This is a genomic window from Fundidesulfovibrio soli (assembly GCF_022808695.1).
Taxonomy (GTDB): Bacteria; Desulfobacterota; Desulfovibrionia; order Desulfovibrionales; family Desulfovibrionaceae; genus Fundidesulfovibrio; species Fundidesulfovibrio soli.
In genome coordinates this window covers 183,973-200,858 of sequence record NZ_JAKZKW010000003.1, presented here as the reverse complement: position 1 = coordinate 200,858, position 16,886 = coordinate 183,973, and the positions used below count along the sequence as shown (strand labels likewise).

General features: G+C 65.9%; 14 protein-coding genes. 10 read left to right on the top strand and 4 right to left on the bottom strand.

Annotated elements, in window-relative coordinates:
* Positions 1–354 precede the first annotated feature (354 nt).
* The 6 genes from ilvB to panB all read left to right on the top strand — a co-directional run bounded on the left by ilvB (position 355) and on the right by panB (position 8,854).
* Positions 355–2,079: a biosynthetic-type acetolactate synthase large subunit gene (gene ilvB, locus MLE18_RS06210; protein ID WP_243368346.1), complete on the top strand. Its 1,725-nt coding sequence runs from the start codon at positions 355–357 to the stop codon at positions 2,077–2,079.
* A gap of 321 nt (positions 2,080–2,400) precedes the next feature.
* A complete protein-coding gene (locus MLE18_RS06205; protein WP_243368344.1) occupies positions 2,401–3,327 on the top strand; it encodes a DUF362 domain-containing protein in 927 nt (308 codons plus the stop codon).
* 31 nt (positions 3,328–3,358) lie between these two features.
* Positions 3,359–5,701, top strand: coding sequence for a carbamoyltransferase HypF (hypF, locus tag MLE18_RS06200; protein ID WP_243368342.1), 2,343 nt, complete (start codon positions 3,359–3,361; stop codon positions 5,699–5,701).
* A 479-nt stretch (positions 5,702–6,180) separates the two neighbouring features.
* The gene (locus MLE18_RS06195) at positions 6,181–6,858 is read left to right on the top strand and encodes a LexA family transcriptional regulator (protein ID WP_243368340.1); all 678 of its coding nucleotides are present in this window, start codon (positions 6,181–6,183) and stop codon (positions 6,856–6,858) included.
* A 212-nt stretch (positions 6,859–7,070) separates the two neighbouring features.
* Complete coding sequence (locus MLE18_RS06190) at positions 7,071–7,712, top strand: LexA family transcriptional regulator (protein ID WP_243368338.1); 642 nt, start codon at positions 7,071–7,073, stop codon at positions 7,710–7,712.
* 290 nt (positions 7,713–8,002) lie between these two features.
* Complete coding sequence (gene panB, locus MLE18_RS06185; protein ID WP_243368336.1) at positions 8,003–8,854, top strand: 3-methyl-2-oxobutanoate hydroxymethyltransferase; 852 nt, start codon at positions 8,003–8,005, stop codon at positions 8,852–8,854.
* Here the strand turns inward: panB and MLE18_RS06180 are convergent.
* A complete protein-coding gene (locus MLE18_RS06180; protein WP_243368334.1) occupies positions 8,834–9,220 on the bottom strand; it encodes a TraR/DksA family transcriptional regulator in 387 nt (128 codons plus the stop codon). The genes panB and MLE18_RS06180 overlap by 21 nt on opposite strands.
* A gap of 265 nt (positions 9,221–9,485) precedes the next feature.
* Between MLE18_RS06180 and MLE18_RS06175 the strand changes: the two genes are divergently transcribed.
* Both MLE18_RS06175 and lgt read left to right on the top strand, forming a co-directional pair.
* Positions 9,486–10,814: a tetratricopeptide repeat protein gene (locus MLE18_RS06175; protein WP_243368332.1), complete on the top strand. Its 1,329-nt coding sequence runs from the start codon at positions 9,486–9,488 to the stop codon at positions 10,812–10,814.
* Between the two features lie 9 nt (positions 10,815–10,823).
* A complete protein-coding gene (gene lgt, locus MLE18_RS06170) occupies positions 10,824–11,624 on the top strand; it encodes a prolipoprotein diacylglyceryl transferase (RefSeq protein WP_243368329.1) in 801 nt (266 codons plus the stop codon).
* Between the two features lie 83 nt (positions 11,625–11,707).
* Here lgt and MLE18_RS06165 read toward each other — a convergent pair whose 3' ends face one another.
* Genes MLE18_RS06165 through MLE18_RS06155 form a run of 3 tightly spaced genes read right to left on the bottom strand, consistent with a single transcriptional unit; the run spans position 11,708 to position 13,493 of the window.
* Positions 11,708–11,950: a hypothetical protein gene (locus MLE18_RS06165; protein WP_243368327.1), complete on the bottom strand. Its 243-nt coding sequence runs from the start codon at positions 11,948–11,950 to the stop codon at positions 11,708–11,710.
* The gene (locus MLE18_RS06160) at positions 11,947–12,720 is read right to left on the bottom strand and encodes a glutaminyl-peptide cyclotransferase (RefSeq protein WP_243368325.1); all 774 of its coding nucleotides are present in this window, start codon (positions 12,718–12,720) and stop codon (positions 11,947–11,949) included. Before MLE18_RS06160 ends, MLE18_RS06165 begins: the two co-directional genes overlap by 4 nt.
* Before the next feature lie 14 nt (positions 12,721–12,734).
* Positions 12,735–13,493, bottom strand: coding sequence for a hypothetical protein (locus MLE18_RS06155; RefSeq protein WP_243368323.1), 759 nt, complete (start codon positions 13,491–13,493; stop codon positions 12,735–12,737).
* A gap of 258 nt (positions 13,494–13,751) precedes the next feature.
* Here MLE18_RS06155 and MLE18_RS06150 point away from each other — a divergent pair, with 258 nt between their 5' ends.
* Both MLE18_RS06150 and MLE18_RS06145 read left to right on the top strand, forming a co-directional pair.
* Positions 13,752–14,318 (top strand): outer membrane beta-barrel protein, encoded by a 567-nt coding sequence (locus tag MLE18_RS06150; protein WP_243368321.1) that lies wholly within the window; start codon positions 13,752–13,754, stop codon positions 14,316–14,318.
* Positions 14,319–14,481: 163 nt separating this feature from the next.
* Positions 14,482–16,674 (top strand): DEAD/DEAH box helicase, encoded by a 2,193-nt coding sequence (locus tag MLE18_RS06145; RefSeq protein ID WP_243368319.1) that lies wholly within the window; start codon positions 14,482–14,484, stop codon positions 16,672–16,674.
* Positions 16,675–16,886: the final 212 nt, after the last annotated feature.

The window sequence follows — 16,886 nt, the reverse complement described above, 5'->3', positions numbered from 1 at the left end:
TGCTCCGGGCGGGGAGTCCAGATATTCTTCAAATATATCGGGCCTCCCCGCCCGGAGCAGCCCCCACCAGGAGACTACAACCACCTACAATTTCCGCGATTCCAATCTTGACAGCCCGCCGCCCCGGGCGTAGCAATCGCCGAAAGGTAATCGAAATGAAACGCATCGCAGCCACCGTCCTATCCCTCGTAGTAGTACGCATGACCATGTGTCAGGCCGCTACTCGCGTGTGTTGATAGGACTGTAACCCGATCTTCAACCCCCGCCGGTGTGGCCACCGGCGGGGGTTTTCCATTTCAAGGGCCGGACTGATCCCCCGCCGTCCACACGGACGACAACCCTGGGAGGTCAGCCATGAGCATCACCGGCGCCCGCTACATCATCGAATTCCTCAAACACCAGGGCGTGCGCGTGGTCGCGGGCATACCCGGCGGCTCCATCCTGCCCATCTACGACGCCCTGGCCGAAACCAGGGGCATCCGCCACGTGCTGGCCCGCCACGAGCAGGGCGCGGCCTTCATGGCCCAGGGCATGGCCCGCCTCACCGGCAGGCCCGGCGTGTGCTTCGCCACCTCCGGCCCCGGGGCCACCAACCTGGTCACCGCCATCGCCGACGCCCGGCGCGACGGGGTGCCCATCGTCTGCATCACCGGCCAGGTGCCCCTGCCCATGATCGGCACCGACGCCTTCCAGGAGGTGGACATCGTGGCCATCACCGCCTCCATCACCAAGCTGAGCCGCCGCGTGGACAGCGCGGCCGAGCTGCCCGAGGCCCTGGCCGAAGCCTTCGCCGTGGCCTCCTCCGGGCGTCCCGGCCCCGTGCTCCTGGACATCCCCAAGGACGTGCAGTGCCAGCCCGTGCCCGCGCAGGACATGTCCGCATCCGCCTCGATCTTCGGCGACGAGCGCCTGCCGGCCGCCTCCGGCTGGGACATCTCCCGCGCGGCGGCCATGATCAACGCGGCCAAACGCCCGGTGCTGCTGCTCGGCGGCGGAGCGGTGCGCGCCGGAGCCCAGGCCCTGCGCTTGGCGGTGAAGGCCGCCATCCCGGCCACCAGCACGCTCATGGGCCTCGGGGCCATCCCGGCGGGCCACCCGTTGGACCTGGGCATGCACGGCATGCACGGCCACCCCTGCGCCAACATCGCCCTGCACGAGTGCGACCTGCTCGTGGCCGTGGGCAACCGTTTCGACGACCGCGCCACCGGCGATCCGGCGACCTTCTGCCCCGAGGCGCGCATCATCCACGTGAACATGGACGCCTCCGAGCTCGGGCGCATCAAGCCCGCCGACTTGGGCGTGGCCGCCGACGCCGGGCAGTTCCTCGAGGCCCTGGCCGACCTGGTGGAGCCGCGTGAGCGCCGGGGCTGGATGGCGCGCATCCGCAGCCTCAAGGAGCACGCCCCGCACCTGGAGCACGACGCCGAGCGCACCCACGCCCGGGCCGTGATCGCCGCCGTGGCCGAACGCATGGACGAGGACGCGGTGGTGGTCACGGACGTGGGCCAGCACCAGATGTTCGTGGCCCAGAGCTTCCCCTTCAAGACTCCCGGCCGCTGGCTGACCTCCGGGGGGCTCGGCGTGATGGGCTTCGGCCTGCCCGCCGCCATCGGTGCCGCGCTGGCCGACCCCGCCGCGCAGGTGGTCTGCTTCAGCGGCGACGGCAGCCTGAAGATGAACATCCAGGAGCTCTGCACTTTGGCCGAGACCGGGGCCAACGTGAAGATCGTGGTGCTCGACAACCAGAGCCTCGGCCTGGTGGCCCAGCAGCAGCGCCTGTTCTACAACCGCCGCAGCGCCTCGCGCTACGCCGCGGGTACGGACTTCTCCGCCCTGGCCCGGGCCTTCGGCGTGCGCGGCATCGACCTGGACGCCCAGGCCGACCCCGAGGCCGCCCTGGACGACGCCCTGGCCAGCCGTGGCCCCTGCCTGATCCACGTGCGCGTGGACCCCGCGGCCATGGTCTTCCCCATGGTGCCCCCGGGCGCGGCCAACACCCAAATGCTGCACGGCCACGAGGCCAGGGCCCAGGCCATGCCTGCGGAACGGGACATGCCCGAGGCCGTGAACATGGCCTAGGGCGGCGGCATCCCATATGGGATTCCAAAGGGAGGGACTCCCTTTGGCCGCCGGAGGCATCTTGCTCGTCTAGGCTCCAGCCGTGGGGGGGGGGGGGGGCGGCCGGCCGCCCGGGGGGGGTTAGAACCTCTCCAGGGCCGAACCGACCGCTGTATTTGAAGAACATCAGCCGGTTCGGCCCTGGAGAGGCCACGGCTGGAGCCGCTACGGTTCACCACGTCTGAAATGTGGCAAACGTACAATGCTTCTCCCTACGGCTAGCCTCTCCCGGCAATCGGGCCTGTCTTGGCTTGGGGCGGGTTTGCGGCTATGTGGGCGTCCATGACGCAGCGAGTATTCCTTGAGGCCCGGCGGGACTACGCCTCCCCCGGGCTGGAAGAGGCCATCGGCCGCCTGCTGGAGGGCGCGGGCTGCCGCCCTGCCCCCGGCGCGGAAGTGCTGGTGAAGCCCAACCTGGTGGCCCCATCCAACACGGTTCTCTCCTGCACCACGCCCGCCGTGGTGCGCGCCGTCTGCCTCTATCTGGCGGACCACCGGGCCAAGGCGACGGTGGGCGACTCCCCGGCCTTCGGCACCGCGCGCATCGTGGCCAGGGCCTGCGGGCTGGACCAGGCCCTCAAGGGCACCGGCGCGCGTCTCGTGAATTTCGGCCAGACCCGCAAGCTGCCCTTGAGCCTGGGCGGTTGCGTGGGCGTCTCGGCCCAGGCCCTGGACGCCGAGCTGATCGTCAACCTGCCGCGCTTCAAGGTGCACGACCAGATGTTCTGCACCCTGGCCGTGAAGAACTTCTTCGGCGCGGTCACCGGGTTCCGCAAGGCCTGGGCGCACCAGGTGCACGGCGAGAAGGGCAACCGCTTCGAGAGCATGATCCTGGACGTGTGCCTGGCCATGCCCCCCTCGGTGAGCCTGGTGGATGGCGTGGTGGCCATGCACGTCAGCGGCCCGGCCAAGGGCAAGCCCTACCCGCTCGGGCTGCTCGGCGCGGCCGCCAGCCCCGTGGCCCTGGACGCGGCGCTCCTAGCCGTGCTTGGCCTGCCGCCGGACGCGAGCCCCCTGGGCCGCGAAGCCTTGCGCAGGTGCCTGCCCGGCTCTCAGCTGGAGGACATCGGCTTCCCCGCCCTTCGACCCGGGGATTTCTGCGCCGAGGGGTTCGAACTGCCCCGCTGCCCGGCTCCGGTGGCCTTCCAGGCCCCGCGCTTCGTCAAGGGCCGCCTGAAGAGCCTGTGCACGCGCCTGCGCGGCGGCTGATTCATCCGGCGGTGTTGCGCAAGCCTTCTGGATGTCTTATTTCCAGGCGGTGAACAACCAGACTGTCAAGCGCAACAGGCATGTGGTGGTCGGCCGAGTGCAGGGGGTGGGCTTCCGCCCCTTCGTGTACAGGCTGGCCCTGGAGCGCGGCCTCGCCGGCTTCGTCCTCAACTCTCCGGAAGGCGTGGTCATCGAGGTGCAGGGGCCTGCCCCCGCGCTGGAAGGATTCACCCACGACCTGCTCAACAAGCTGCCGCCCCTGGCCATGATCGTGGAGCACTCCGTGGCCGAGGCCCCCGTGGTGTCCGGCGAGGAGGCCTTCCGCATCGAGCGCAGCAGCGCCGGGGAGGGGCACCACGTGCTGGTCAGCCCCGACGTGGCCACCTGCGAGGACTGCCTGGCCGACATGTCCGACCCGGACAACCGCCGCCACAACTACGCTTTCACCAACTGCACCAACTGCGGGCCGCGCTACACCATCACCCGCAGCCTGCCCTACGACCGGGCCACCACCTCCATGGCCTGCTTCCCGCTCTGCCCGGATTGCGCCAAGGAATACGAGGACCCGCTGGACCGCCGTTTCCACGCCCAGCCCAACGCCTGCCCGGTGTGCGGGCCCCTGATCTGGCTCGCCGACCGCAAGGGCAAGCGCCAGGCCGAAGGCCACGCGGCCATCGAGAAGGCGGCCAAGGCCCTGGCCAAGGGGAAGATCCTGGCCATGAAGGGCCTGGGCGGCTTCCATCTGGCCGCCGACGCCTGCGACCCGGCCGCCGTGGCCCTGCTGCGCGCCCGCAAGCACCGCCCAGGCAAGCCTCTGGCCGTGATGGTCCCCGATCTGGACGACCTGCGCGCCCTGGCCTCCCCCTCGCCCGAGGAATGCGAACTGCTGCTCTCCAAGGAGCGGCCCATCGTCCTGGTGCCCATCCGCAGTGACGGCCCGCTCGCGCCGGACGTCTCCCCAGACACCGACCTGCTGGGGGCCATGCTCCCCTACACCCCGCAGCACCACCTGCTTTTGCGGGCCTTCCGCAAAGTCACTGGCAGACCGGCCGCCCTGGTGATGACCAGCGGGAACATGAGCTCCGAGCCCATCTCCCTCGGTAACCGCGAGGCGCTTTCGCGTCTCAAGGCCATAGCGGATGTATTTTTGCTGCATAACCGCGACATCCTGGTGCGCACGGACGACTCCGTGCTGCGCCTGTTGCCCGCGGCGGAAGGCGGCTTCGAGCGCCAGTTCCTGCGCCGGGCGCGCGGGTTCACGCCCTCGCCGGTGTTCCTGCCCCGCAAGGGGCCCAGCGTGCTGGGCGTGGGGCCGGAACTCAAGAACACGGTCTGCCTGACCAAGGAGAACCAGGCCTTCGTCAGCCAGCACATCGGGGACATGCACAACATGGAGACTGCGGCCTTCCACAAGGAGGTCATCGCCCATCTGGAGTCCATCCTGCAGGTCAAGCCCGAAGCCGTGGTGGCGGACCTGCACCCCGATTACCTCTCAACACGCTACGCCCTGGAGGAGAGCGGCCTGCCCGTGCTCAGGCTCCAGCACCACTTCGCCCACGTGTTCGCCGGCTTGGCCGAGCACCGGCTGGAAGAGCCCGTGCTGGGCATCGCCCTGGACGGCTCGGGCTACGGCGGAGACGGCACCATCTGGGGCGGGGAATTTCTCTACGTTGACCCGGTGAACATGGTCATGGAGCGCGTGGGCCGCTTCCAGCAGGTGCCCCTGCCGGGCGGCGAGGCAGCGATCCGCCAGCCCTGGCGCATGGCGGCGGCCTACCTGGACGCCCTGGGCCTCGCGCCGGACCCGGCTGTCCACCCCTGGCTGCGCGGTCGCGAACAGGCCCTGGCCACGCTGCGGGCGATGATCGCCAAGGGAGTCAACAGCCCACTCACCAGCAGCTGCGGCAGACTCTTCGACGCCGTGGCCGGGCTTATGGGGCTGTGCCAGGAGATAAGCTACGAGGGGCAGGCGGCCATCCGCCTGGAGCATGCGCAGGACATGGCCGAGGCCAGACCCTACGGCTGCGGACGGCTGGAGCGTGACGGGATGCTCGAACTGGCTACGCTGGAGCTTTTCGGCCAGGCGTCGGAAGATTTCGCCAAGTGCGAACGCCCAGCCGTTATCAGCAGGCGCTTCCACCTGGGGCTGGCGCATGGCTTGGCCGCTATGGCCGGAGAATTACGCAAACGGACTGATGCCGTCCCGGTGGTTATCAGCGGAGGCGTGTTCTGCAATGCCTCCTTGACTGTAGCCTTATCCATGCTATTATCAAAGATGGGCATAAAATGCGCGGCCATGAATCAGACACACCCAGGAGACGGGTGTATTTCACTGGGCCAAGCGTACTACGGCAGCCTGCTTGTACAAAAATAAAATACACGACCCGGAAGGTCGGATTTCGATTTACCAAAATGGAAAGTGGCGTGAACAATATTTTAAAAACTTTACATTTTGTTCATCCTTTGTGTGAGCAGGCAGAACCCCACCCCTGACTTGACTCTTAAATAGTACTAATAAACAGAGGGTTCTGCAAAAACTGCGTAATACCCTCCATCAAAAAGGAGGGAAACCCTCCTTTTTTTGCTTGCGCTTTTCCGAAGGTCATATATATGTGCTTGTACACTACGGTGCACCCCGCACGGAAGCCGCCACAAGCGGTTCTGCCTCGGGAGATCTTACAGCACCTGCCCTGGTCGGCTCAGTTCGGCCACCCTCGCCTCCCGCCCAGGGCACCGGCAGCAGCCTACGTAATGATGTACCCTATCAACTCTCACGGAAGTGTTGCGGCGGCGGGGTAAGCATCACTGGATCAACAGAATGCTCCTTGTTTTGAGGGAGCTTAGAGGTGAACCATGTACAACGCATTCGATGAAGCCCTGGAAAGAATCAAGCGCGCCACCGGCGCCCGCACCCAGGTCGACCTTGCGGCGATTCTCGGCATCCGCCAATCCAGCATCTCCGACGCCAAGCGGCGTCAGTCCATTCCCGCTGACTGGCTGCTCAAGCTCTACCGCAGCCATGGCCTCAACCCCGACTGGATCACCTCCGGCGAAGCTCCCCAGGTGCTGCGTGAGGGCATGGCCCTGCCCGTGGGCCTGATGGAGTCCGGCGCCAGCTACGGTTCGGACAAGCCCAAGTCCCGCGCGGTCACTGTCAGCTCGATGACCGGCATCATCGCCGAGGACGGCTCCCTGCAGGAGAAGCCCATCGAGATGATCGCCATCCCCGAGGCATTCATCTGCGCCGGCCAGACCGTCTTCAAGATGGAGCACCAGAACATGGAGCCCATCGTCCGCCGCGGCGCCTACATCGGCGTAAACAAGGACCAGCGTCAGCTCCGCTCCGGTGAGATCTTCGCCGTTTCCGTGCCCAATGAAGGGTTTGTGGTGCGCCGCCTGTTCAACGACTTCGAGAACAACAGGGTCATCCTGCGCAGCGAGAACCCCGCCTACAAGGACCAGTCCCTCAAGGCCGAAGACATCGTGGGCAACATCATCGGCCGTGTCTGGTGGGTGCTGCAGGAACTCTAGGCCTCGCCCCCTCCCAACGGATGTGAGAAGCCGCCCCTCGGGGCGGCTTTTTTCTTTTTCATGTTGCCAACAAATATCTACTCTCGACATTCACATCCGACATTTTCCCTTCTGTAACGGTAATATTCCAAAACCATACTTGCATGTATGAATACATGATGCTATTTTTCAAATCGCATCGACGTATATAGATTGGCGTAAGGAGTCGGAGTATGCCCCAGCACCCAAAATTTCCCGGAACGGGCAGAAAGCACGGCGCGGCGCAGGGCCAAAGCGAGTTCACCCTCGGGTTCGAGCGCATAGCCCAGGCCCTCAACCTTTCCTCTCAGAGCGATCTGGCCACAACGTTGGACATCAGGCAGTCGAGCATCTCGGACGCCAAAAGGCGCGGCGTCATCCCCGGGGAATGGGCGCTCAAGCTTTACCGGTGTTTCGGGTTGAACCCGCGCTGGGTCTACGACGGCCTGCCCCCAGTCTTTCTCACACCGCCCGCCTCATCAGCATCCGGGGAGGCCGGTTGGAGCCAGTCCCACCACGACGCCTCCTTCCTGCTGCGCTACCCCCCGGAGTCGCTCCTGGCCATGCGCGTCGAGGATGCGTCCATGGAGCCGCTGATTCACCGCGACGCATACGTCGGGGTGAACACCTCGGACAAGACCCCGGTGGACGGCGCGCTTTTCGGCTTGATGCTTCCCCTGGAGGGATTCTGCGTGCGCAGGCTGCGCCTGGAGCACCGCAAGCCGCTCGTGCGTGTAACGGCGGACAACGCGGCCATAAAGGTCCAGCATCTGGCGACCGATGCGCTGGCCGGGGCCATATTGGGCAGGGTGGTCTGGGTGATGCACCGCCCTTAAGCCGGGCCGTGTGCGGAAGACCGTTCCGCCCAGCGACTGTGCCCGCACCCTTGCCTGGGATTCAAGCCGGCGACGCGATCACCCTCCCCCCGTTTCAGTGGCGCAGCCCACACAATACAATATTCCGCTGACCCCGCACGCCCCCTCGATACGCCTTCGGGGCGTGGGGGGGGGGCCATGGCCCCTCCGGCCCTCGCGCCAGAAAGACCCCTCCGAGGCACGAGGCCTGCACGGACGAGACAAAGCGCAGGGTTTGGGCTATGCACGGGGACGAAACAAGCGGAGGACCAATGCAGCGGAAGAGACTCACCGCGCCGGACATCACAGCCAGCAAGGGCAACCGGCGACTCGTGGTCATCACGGCATATGACGCCGGACAGGCGGGCCTGGCTGAAGCGGCCGGGGCGGACATCCTGCTCGTGGGCGATTCCCTGGGCATGGTCGTGCTGGGGCAGGAGGACACGGTCAGCGTCACAATGGAGCAGATGCTCCATCACGCGGCTGCGGTGACCAGGGGGTCCGGCAAGGCGCTCGTGGTGGCGGACATGCCCTTCCTCTCCTACCAGGCCTCTGTGGAGGAAGCGGTTCGCAATGCTGGGCAACTGATGAAGCAGGCCCGCGTCCAGGCGGTGAAGGTGGAGGGCGGCGGAGAGATATGCCCGCAGGTGAGGGCGATGGTCAGTGCGGGCATACCCGTCATGGGCCACCTGGGGCTCACGCCCCAGCATGTCGCCGCCCTGGGCGGCTTCAAGGTGCAGGCGCGCACCGCCATCGCGGCGAAGCGCCTGCTGCGGGACGCCATGGCCCTGGCTGAGGCCGGATGCTTCGCCCTGGTGCTGGAATGTCTGCCCGCCCAGGTGGCGCAACTCGTCACCAGGGAACTGCCCATCCCCACCATCGGCATTGGCGCCGGGGCCTCATGCGACGGGCAGGTGCTGGTCTTCCATGACCTGCTCGGGCTCTACGAGGGATTCCAGCCCAGATTCGTCAAGCGCTACGCCGAGCTTGGCCGGCTCGCCCGCGAGGCCCTGACCGAATTCGCCCAGGAGGTCCGCTCGGGGAACTTCCCCGGCCCGGAGCACTCCTTCGACATGGCCCCGGAAGAGCTCGTCCTGCTGCTTTCAAGCCTCGAAGAATCCTGAGGCCATCCCCGCACGGGCTCGGACCTGATCCTCCCGGCGTCCCTGGCAGTGCACGCAGAGCGTGGCCATAGGCTGCGCCTTGAGGCGTGCAGGCGCGATATCCTCGCCGCATTCCTCGCAGAGGCCGTATTCGCCTGATTCAAGGCGAGCCAGAGCCTCCTGGATGCCGGCCAGGGTCTGGCGGTCCCGCTCGCGCATGAGCAGGGCGAAATTGCGCCCGGACTCCATGGTGGCGCGATCCGCCAGGTCGGGCGGGAGCACCTCCTCTCCGATGAGGTCGTCCATGCTGTCGCGCATCTTGTTCAGGGTGTGCTGCATCATCTCGATGAGGGTCGAGGAAAACGTCTGAAGCTGCTCCGCGGTCATATGGCGCTCCTGGCGTCTGGGTTCGGATGCCGGGTTCCGGCCCGGCCCGTTCGTCTTGGTACTTGATGCCCCGGCCGTGTTGAATCCGTGTCTCGCGGCAGTTACAATTGCGTTTCGCCGCCGGAGCATCGGCCTGTACCATCAGGAGCCGCTTGCGTTTTCCGGGCCACTCATTAAGATATTTAGTCCGCATTGCGCCACCGGGGCCATGAGCCCCCGAAGAGCGATCCATACCGGCATGATACATTGTCTCGTGGAGGATTTGATGAAGCCGAAGGTGTACGACGAGGACGTCAGGGAATTCATACTCGAACAACGGGGCGTGTTCCTGGTGCTGTCCCACGATCCGCACTTCAACAAGAACCTGCGCAGCACCCTGCTGCGGCATCTGCACCTCAAGGACGACTGCGTCTACAACGTCACCACCCAGGAGCAGCTCTACAAGGAGCTGCGCATGCTCGTGGGCCAGGGCCACAAGGTGGTCTTTTTCGTCGAGCGAGAAATAAACGGCAAATACTGCCACGATCTCGTTCAGTTCCTGAAGAACCAGTACCCTGAGGTTCTTATCATCATTCTCACAAGTGAAGTTGCCCGTGAAATACTCATCTACATGCACGAGATCGGGGCAAACAACGTCATTACCAAGCCAATCTCCCCCGACATGCTCATCGAGAAGGTAGCCTTCACCGTGAAGCCGCGCGGCCAGATCGGCGAGCTGATCGACCTGGGCAAGAAGCTCAACGAGAACGGCAAGCACGCCGAGGCCGAGGCTGTGGCCCGCAAGATCCTCGAACTCAAGCCGGGAAGCCCGGCCGCCCTGCTGGTGCTGGGAGATTCCTTCAAGGGCCGCGACATAATGGAACAGGCCCTGGCGGCCTACACTGAGGCATCCAAGAACGGGAAGCTCTTCCTCGACCCCATCAAGAAGATCGCCGAGCTGCACAAGGTCACCGGCAACGTCCGCGAGGAGACAAAGTACCTCGAACGCCTGGACAGGCTCTCCCCCCTCAACGTGGACAGGAAGATCTCCATCGGCGACAACTACATGAACCTGGGCGAGCGGGAAAAGGCCGTGGAGATCTTCGACGACGCCATCAAGCTCGCCACCAAGGAGGCCATGGCCCAGGTGGGGCGCGTCACGCGGACCATCGCGGAGCACTGCATCTCCAACGCCCCGGAGCTTTCCGAAAAATACCTGCGCCAGTCCATCGAGGCCAAGAAGGGCAGCCTGGACAAGTCGGACATCGAGACCTTCAACCGCCTGGGCATCACCCTGCGCAAGCAGGGCAAGTGGGACCAGGCCATCGAGGAATACCGCAGGGCCCTCAAGATCTCGCCCAACGACGCCGGGCTCTATTACAACATGGCCATGGCCTACAGCGAAGGGCGCGAATTCCAGGACGCCTTCAACTACCTGAACAAGGCCCTGAGCACCAACCCCGACCTCTGGACCGCGGGCGAGACAGTCTGCTTCAACATCGCCACCGTGTACCTGCGCGCCGCGCGCAAGGAGCTCGCCGTGGAGTTTCTGCACAAGGCCCTGGAGCTCAACCCCGGCTTCGAGCGGGCCAAGAACCTGCTGCGCGAGATATAAGACCCGCCAATGATCAAACATCCCGACTTCGACCCCGTGGCCATCGGCCTCGGGCCTCTCCAGGTGCGCTGGTACGGCCTGATGTACCTGGCCGGATTCGTCACCGGCTGGCTTCTGGGCAGGCGGCGCGCGGCCAGGCCCGGCTCGGGCTGGACACCGGCCATGGTGGACGACTTCATCACCTGGTGCGTGCTGGGCCTGGTGCTTGGCGCGCGGCTAGGCTACGTGGCCTTCTACGACCTTCCGGCCTACCTCTCCGACCCGCTGGCCATCTTCCAGATCTGGAACGGCGGCATGAGCTTCCACGGCGGCATGATCGGGCTGTGCGTGGTGGTCTGGATTTTCGCGCGCAAGCACGGCAAGACCTTCCTGGAAATCGGCGATTTCCTCTGCCCCCTGGCCCCTCCGGGCCTGTTCTTCGGGCGTATCGGCAACTTCATCAACGGTGAGCTCTGGGGCGGGCCCACCAGCATGCCCTGGGGCGTGATCTTCCCGGATCCGCGCGGCGGCGGCGTGCCGCGCCACCCCTCCCAGCTGTACGAGGCCGGGCTGGAGGGTCTCGTGCTCTTCACCATCCTCTGGATCTACTCCGCCAAGCCGCGCATCAGCGGGCATGTCATGGGGATGTTCCTGGCCTGCTACGGCCTGTTCCGCTTCCTGGTGGAGCTCATCCGCGAACCCGACCCCCAGTTGGGCTACCTGGCCTGGGGCTGGCTGACCATGGGCCAGCTGCTCTCCCTGCCCATGGTCCTGGTGGGCGTGGCTCTGCTGCTGCGCCGAGGCTCCGCCGCCACGAACCCTGCCCGCTAACCGGACCGCCCTGCGACATAAAAAGCCCCCCGCGCTCAATGCGCCGGGGGGCTTCTTCGTTCATGCGGGCCGGGACGGGCCGGTTACTCCTTCTGCAGGGGGATCAGGGCGAACTCGCCGCAGACGTCCTCCGCCAGGGTCTCCGGCCAGAGAGCGATGTACGTCTTGCCGCGCACGGCCTCGACGTAGTCCACCTTGGGCCTGGGCGCGTGGCGCTTGCAGAAGCCCCACTCGCCTTTGACCATCTCCTCCGGCGGGCAATAGCGGTACTCGTAGGGGATGGGGCCTTTCCAGTAGCGGCAGTGCTTGCATTTGGCTTTTCTCATGGTTTCGGCAGCCCCTCCAGGGACAAGACGTAGATGCTCGGCCACAGCTTCCCGGTTACGAAGAGCCTGCGGGTTGCCGGATCCCAGGCGATGCCGTTGAGGTCCGAATCGTCGGGCAGGCCCGGGGTCCTGGAGCGCAGTTGGGCGCAGTCGATCCAGGCGGCCACTTTTCCGGTGGCCGGCGAAACGACGACTATGCGATCATCGTGCCAGACGTTGGCGAGAATCCACCCATCCACCCATTCCAATTCGTTGAGCAGGGCCAAGGGCTTCTGGCCGTCCGTCACGCGCAGGGTTCGCACCGCCTTCATGGTGGCCGGGTCGCGCCAGGTCAGGGTGTCGCTGCCGTCGCTGGTCAGCAGGCCGAAGGGGGTGGCGGCCGCGCCCCATCCCTCGGTGTCCAGGGGCAGCTCCGCCTTGGGCTGGAAGCTGGCCGCGTCGTAGACGTAGGCCTTGCCCGTGGTCCAGGTCAGCTGGATGAGGTCCGCGCCCACCAGGGCCAGGCCCTCGCCGAAATCCTTGGCGGGCAGGTCGCGCTTCTGCACCACGCGCCCGGTGGCAGGCTCCACCTTGCGCAGGCTGGAGCGCCCGTTGAGCCCCGTGCTCTCGTAGAAGTAGCCCTGGCTGAAGACCAGCCCCTGAGTGAAGGCCTGGGGGTCATGCGGCAGGACGGCCGTAACGGTGTACGTCAAATTTCCGGCGGCGCTGGGCGCCGCCAGGAGCGCCAGGACCACCAAGGAAAGCAGAGTCTGCCGTGCGGCCCTGCACATTGGAGAAATATCCTTCATCCCTGCACCACCACGTTTGGGTCCTGTTTGAAGGGGTTCTGCCGCACTTGAAGGGAATAGATGTAGGGGTAGCTTCGCTTGAGGTGCTCCATGTAGGCCAGCCACTCCACCACCAGCAGGTTGAAGGCCCGGCGCATGTCGCCCTTGAGGTGCTCCACGTCGGTCTGGGGCAGGCCCGTAAGCCCCGGACGCGCGGCCAGCTCCTCCGTGAGGTGGCACAAGGCCCAGAGCAGGTCCGTGAAGCTGTCGTGCTCCAGCAGGTTCGGGTTCTGCAACAGCCCCAGCACGAAATGGCGCTTCTCCAGCAGGAAGTGCTTGAGCTCCTCCAGCCGGGTTTCGTCGTGGTCCAGGGTGCAGCTGTTGCCGCGGGCGAAGGCCAGGGCCTCCTGGTACTGCTCCCGGCCCCAGTGCATGTCCACGGCGAACCGGGCCCGGACCTCGCCCAGGTCGCCGCAGAATTCGTTGATCCGGCGGATGGCCTCGCCGCCCACCTCGCTGAAGAAGGCCCCGATGACCATGTTCAGCTTGTGGAACTTGGCCGCGCGCTCGCGCTCTCCCAGCACGTTCTCCACGATCAGGGTGACGACCAGGACCTGCACCGGCACGAAGCAGAGGTCCAGCGCCCAGTAGAAGCCCAGGTTGTACCCGTCGCGGAAGATCAGCAAATGCATAAGCGGCAGCGTCAGGGCGAACCCCGCCGTGACCAGGGCCACGGATTGCTTCCAGCTCATGTTGGACAACAGTCTCTTGAACATTACGCCCCCTGTGCGCCCTCCAGCCTGCATGGACCATCGGGCAGCGTGAATCTACGCAAAGCCGGCGTTCTTGACCACCCCTCGCATCGCGGCCGGAGTGCCCACCCGCCCCTATGCCGCGAATGCAACCTTTCAACCATGTAAGGAAATAACGCATGCAGCTCGAAGCATTTTTTTGAGCACCCCCCCCTTTGACAACACTTCTGGGAGGGTGTTATTGTTGCATGGTCTGTTGCTTTCAACAGAAGGAGGAACACCATGAGAACCACATTGAAAACCACGTTGATTCTGGCCCTTCTGGCTGCCTTCGGGCTCTGCTCCGCCCTGGCTCACGCCGGCGGCACCACTGCGGGAACAGTCTACCTTGAACCCAAGGTGGGCATGTACGCCAACTCGAGCAAGAATATCAGCTCCATGTTCTCCTACGGCGCGGAAGCTGGATATTTCTTCGTGGACGGTTTTGCCCTGGGCCTGGAGGGCCTCGGGTATTCCGTCACGCAGAAGCGTTATCCCACCACCGCGGTGAACACCTATGAAAACGTCGGTGCGTTCAGCCCCATCGCTTGGGCGCGCTATCACTTCATCTCCGACGAGAAGGTGTCCGTGTTCGCCGGACTGGGCCTGGGCGGCTTCTTCTCAGGCGTGAACGTCCCCCGCAACGGCTTCACCTCCAACATGACCGAGGCGGCCGAAGTGGGCTTCAACGTTTACCTGGTCAACGCGCTTTCCATGCAGCTGGCCGGCCGCTACCAGCACATCGGCGAGTTCAGCGACAAGGGCTCCGACAACTGGGGCGGCAACCTGGCTCTGAAGTACGGGTTCTAGCATCCTGGTTTGAAACTCAGTCGACACTTCCGGCCGCGGCCCCTTGGCGCGGCCGGTCTCTTTTCTCCCCTCGCCGCCGGTTGCATAGAAACGCTGTCAATTGCTCCGGCTTCCTGTTAGACAATATCGCGCGCTTTGCGTGACACCCCAAAACGAAGCCATCATGGACAACATCAAAGATTCCCAAACCACTCCCCCTGAGTTCGAGACCCTTGTCGAGCCCGAAGCCTCCCTGCCCGAAATGGCCCTGGAGGAGTTGCCGGAGCCACTGCGCGAGGCCATGGCCCGCGCGGGCTGGTCGGCGCTCATGCCCGTGCAGTCCAAGTCCCTGCCGTACCTGCTCACCGGGCAGGACCTCATGGTGCAGTCGCGCACCGGCAGCGGCAAGACCGGGGCCTTCCTGCTTCCGATCTTCCACCTGCTCGACAAGGAGCAGCCCCAGACCCAGGCCCTGATCCTCTGCCCCACCCGCGAGCTGGCGGGCCAGGTGGCCGCCGACGCCGAGACCCTGTTCGCGGGCACCGGCCTGAAGATCGCCTCGGTCTACGGCGGCGTGGGCTACGGCGCGCAGACCGACGCCCTGCGCGCGGGCGCGCACCTTGTGGTGGGCACCCCCGGCCGCATCCTGGATCACCTGCTGCGCCGCAACCTCACCCTGGACGGCATCCGCGTGCTCGTGTTCGACGAAGCCGACAGGATGCTCTCCATCGGCTTCTACCCCGACATGAAGGAGATCAAGCGCTACCTCCCCAAGCGGCGCGTCTCCACCTTCCTCTTCTCGGCCACCTACCCGCCGCATGTGCTGCGCCTGGCCGAAGAGTTCATGGACCACCCGAATTTCCTCTCGCTCTCCTCCACGCAGGTGCACGTGGCCAACATCCTGCACCAGTACGTGGAGTCCCCCGGCATGGACAAGGACCGCTGCCTGGTCCGCCTGCTGGAGATCGAGAACCCGGTCTCGGCCATCATCTTCTCCAACACCAAGGCCAACGTGCACTACATCACCGAGGTGCTCAAAGGCTTCGGCTACGACGCGGAGGAGCTCTCGGCCGACCTCACCCAGGCCAAGCGCGAGGAGGTCATGGGCAGGCTGCGCAAGGGCAACCTGCGCTTCCTGGTGGCTACCGACGTGGCCGCGCGCGGCATCGACATTCCCGAGCTTTCCCACGTCTTCCAGTACGAGCCCCCCGAGGACCCCGAGTCCTACGTGCACCGCGCCGGGCGCACCGGCCGCGCCGGAGCCTCCGGCACGGCCATCACGCTGGTGAACATCATGGAGGAGCTGGGCCTGGGCCGCATCGGCCAGCGCTTCGGCATCGACCTGATCAAGCGCCCAGCCCCCACGGACGACGACGTCTCCACCGTGGTCTCCGCCAGGATGACCGCCCTGCTGGAGGCCGAACTGCGCGCCCTGACCCCGCTCAAGCAGGTGCGCCTCAAGCGTTTCCTGCCCCTGGCCCAGGAGCTTGGCTCCTCAGAGGACGTGGCCCTGCTGGCCATGCTCCTGGACGAGCGCTACCAGGCCAGCCTGCACGCCATCCCCGAGCAGCCCGAAGGCGCGGCCTCCACGGCCCGCCGCGGCGACAAGACCGCCCCGCGCCGCGAGGAGCGCCCCCGCAGGGAAGACCGCCCCCGCCGCGAGGAGCGTCCCCGCAGCGAAGATCGCCCTCGTCGCGAGGATAAGCCTCGTAGCGAAGATCGCCCCCGCAGCGAAGAGAAGCCTCGTAGCGAGGAGAAGCCCCCTCGCGAGGAAAAGACCCGGCGCGAGCGCAAGCCCGACGCCGCCGCCAAGCCCAAGGCTGAGCCCCAAGCACAGGCTGCCGCGGCTCCCGCCGATTTCACCACCATGGAGGACTTCTCCTCGGAGTGGGCGGGCGACCTCGAGCAGGTCGCGGCAGTCCCCGCAGCCTCCGCCGCAGGCGAGGAGGGCGAGGTGCGCAAGAAGAGGCGCCGCCGCCGCCGCTCCCGCAAGAAGCCCGGCTCGGGCGAAGGCGCCATGGCCGCCGAGTCCTCCGCACAGGCGGATTCCGGCGACGCCTATGAGGACTTCGAGCCCGCGCCCGCAGCTGAGCCTGTCGAGCCCGTCTCGGAAGCCGCCGAGGCCGCACCCTCCGGAGAGGCCAAGCCCAAGTCCAGGTCGCGCTCGCGCTCGCGTTCGCGCGGCAAAGGAAAATCCGGGGAGGCCAAGTCCGGCGAGGTCAAGCCCGCCGAGGCCAAGACCGGTGAGGCCGCCGAGGCCAAACCCGAAGGCGCTGCGCCCGAAAAGCCCGCCAAGAAAAAGGCCGAAAAGAAGGCCGTGCCCACCTTCGAGTTCGACTCCACCTACGGAGACGGCAAGGGCATCGACTGGGACTAGGGGCCTCAAAGAACGAATGATCGAGACCGGCCGGGGAAACCCGGCCGGTTTTTTGTTGGAGCGATGGAGAAGGCGTGCGCCTAGTGTTTGTCACGCCTCGGACGCGGTGAGCTGTAGCAGGTCCAGCCGTCGCCTCTCCAGGCCGAACTGGCTGATGTTCTTCAAATACAGCGGGCAGTTCGGCCCGGGAGAGGCGACGGGGGGGGCCGAGA